This is a genomic window from Kitasatospora nipponensis (genome assembly GCF_039528135.1).
GTDB lineage: Bacteria > Actinomycetota > Actinomycetes > Streptomycetales > Streptomycetaceae > Kitasatospora > Kitasatospora nipponensis.
The window spans coordinates 1-2,292 of the sequence record NZ_BAAALF010000388.1 but is presented as its reverse complement, the minus strand read 5'-3'; the positions used below and the strand labels follow the sequence as shown (position 1 = coordinate 2,292).

The following is a 2,292-nucleotide window of genomic DNA, read 5'->3' as shown; positions in this document are numbered from 1 at the left end:
CCGTAGCGGTGGCCTCGATGCCGCGTTCCTCGGAGTGCCCCTGGTGCCCGCGTGTGCGTGGGGTACGGCAGGGTCCGCTGGCAGTGGCCGGTGTTACTGTCTGAGGCCGGTCTAGCGGCATGCAAGGGGGAGATCGTGACTGGGGGATTCCACGTCGTACCCGCCGACATGCTTATCTCCAGCGCGGGTTTTACGGACCTGCAGGTCTGGGCGTCCCAGATCCACCGAGGCCTGGTCGGCTCCATGGACGCCGCCGCCGGGATGGCCGGGGATGACGACGCCGGGCACAGCTTCGCGGCCAAGTACGACCCGGCGGCACAGGCCGTCGTCACCGCGGTGGGCCAGGCGGTCGCACAACTGGGCGGCACCGCGAATGGCCTGTACACGATGGCCCTGAACTACATCAAGACCGACGCCGACGTTGCTGCCAGTCTGATGCAGCCTCAGCAACTGCCGCAGACGAGTACCCCCGCATGCGACCAGGATCCGGTCAACGTCCAGATCCCCTCCGCGGTCGGTCACAACAGCTCGACCGTCGATGAGATCATCGCCCAGTTCTGGCCCCAGGGAGACCCCGACAAGCTCCGCCAGGCGGGATCCGACTGGCAGAAGCTCGGGCAGCTCGTCAACACTCTCGGCCTCCAGGGCGACCAGCAGGTCCAGACCGTCACCGCCAACAGCACCTCCGCGGCCGTCGACAGCTTCACCGCGAACTGGGCGAAGATGTACCAGGACTGCTTCGTCCGGGGCCCGTTGCTCAACAGCATCTCCGATGCTGCCTCCAAGCTCGCCGCCGCCTGCAACTCCTACGCCCAAGCCGTCGACGACCTGCGATCCAAGCTGCAGGACCTTGCCATTGGTGCCGGCGTCGTGGCCGGTGTCGGGATCGGCCTGACGATCTTCACGCTTGGGATCTCCGACGCCGCCGCGGCCGGCGGTGAGGCAGCGATCGCTGGAGAGGCGGGAGCAGCGGCCCTCGCCATGACCGCCGAGATCGAAGGCAGCGCCGAGCTTGCCGTCCTCGCCGAGGCGGAGGCCATCGTCAACGAGGCCGCCGCCGGCCTGTCCCCGGTCGTCACGGCTGCTGCCGTCACCGCGGGCGGCACCGCGGTGGCACTCGCCTCGGCTGGCAGCGCCTCGGCCGCCACCTCGCCCCCGGGCCCCGTCCCGGGCCCCAGCGTCATCGGACCCATCCCACCCGACCCGAACTCCCCCTTCCAGAACCTCTCACCGCAGCAACTGGTCCAGTTCCAGCAGTGGATGGCGCAGATGAAGGCCGACGGCCGCACCACATCCATCAACATGCCCCCGGCGCTCAACTCCAAGGGCAAGCCCACCAAACAGCAGATCATCGACGCCCGCGCCTACCAGCTGCGCATCGCAGGGGACACCGAGTACAGCCTGTACACGACCGAGACGAAGCCGGACGGGAGCCAGTGGGCGATGGATGCCGACGGCATCCGCCCCCAGGACGGCGCGGCGATCGAGGCCAAGTACGTCAGCCAGAAGCCCGGAAACTGCTCGCCGTACCGGATCGACAATGTCGACGGGGTGCCCGACTTCCTGTATCGGAAGAACCAAGCTGATCAGCAGTGGGAGATGCAGCGCTACGGCTCCGCGATCAACGACCCGCGCAACAAGATCAACCACGTGGAGATCGACACCAACGACGCGAAAGCCGCGGCGTACTTCGAGGCGATGCGCCTGGCATACGGCGTGCCGGGCCAGACCCGAGTCGTACAGTGACCGCAGCACGGCACCGCAAGACGAAGGGGAACGCGGCTGATGTCAGGCAGCTACTACGTGAGCGCGAATGAAGCGCAGGGTGCACGCTGGGAGTTCACGGCCGACGACCTCATGAGCGCCACCAGCGAGCTCCGCCCCGACGCCACGGTGTCCGCCCCATCCGGCCCACACGGCACCATCGAAATCCTGCTCCCCGGAGAGCAGGGTGACGACAGCGTCCTCTACCACTCCGGCGAGCCCGTCCTGGTGTTCCGCGAGCGGGACGACCTCGAAGCCCCGGCCGCCCTCGTCCTCCACCTACTGCAGCGTCTGGCGCCCAACGTAAACACCGTCTGGTTCGCGGACTTCGAGGGCGTACCCCATCCGCTCGACCTATCCAGCAGCGTCGACGACTTCGTCGACGAGCTCACATCCGAGTGAGCCGGTGCTCGCAGGAGCTCCAGCCGTGCTGGCGTTCAGCGTACTGATCAACGACTGGTCGAGGCGATGATCCAGCTGGGGGCAGCGACCAAATTGGTCGCTGCCGATGGCCGGTGCTCTTCGGCC

General features: G+C 67.6%; 2 protein-coding genes. Both read left to right on the top strand.

Annotated elements, in window-relative coordinates:
- Positions 1-243: 243 nt before the first annotated feature.
- A complete protein-coding gene (locus tag ABD323_RS40480) occupies positions 244-1,746 on the top strand; it encodes a restriction endonuclease fold toxin-2 domain-containing protein (RefSeq protein ID WP_344447113.1) in 1,503 nt (500 codons plus the stop codon).
- 39 nt (positions 1,747-1,785) lie between these two features.
- Positions 1,786-2,166: a hypothetical protein gene (locus ABD323_RS40475; RefSeq protein WP_344447112.1), complete on the top strand. Its 381-nt coding sequence runs from the start codon at positions 1,786-1,788 to the stop codon at positions 2,164-2,166.
- The last annotated feature ends 126 nt before the right edge of the window (positions 2,167-2,292 follow it).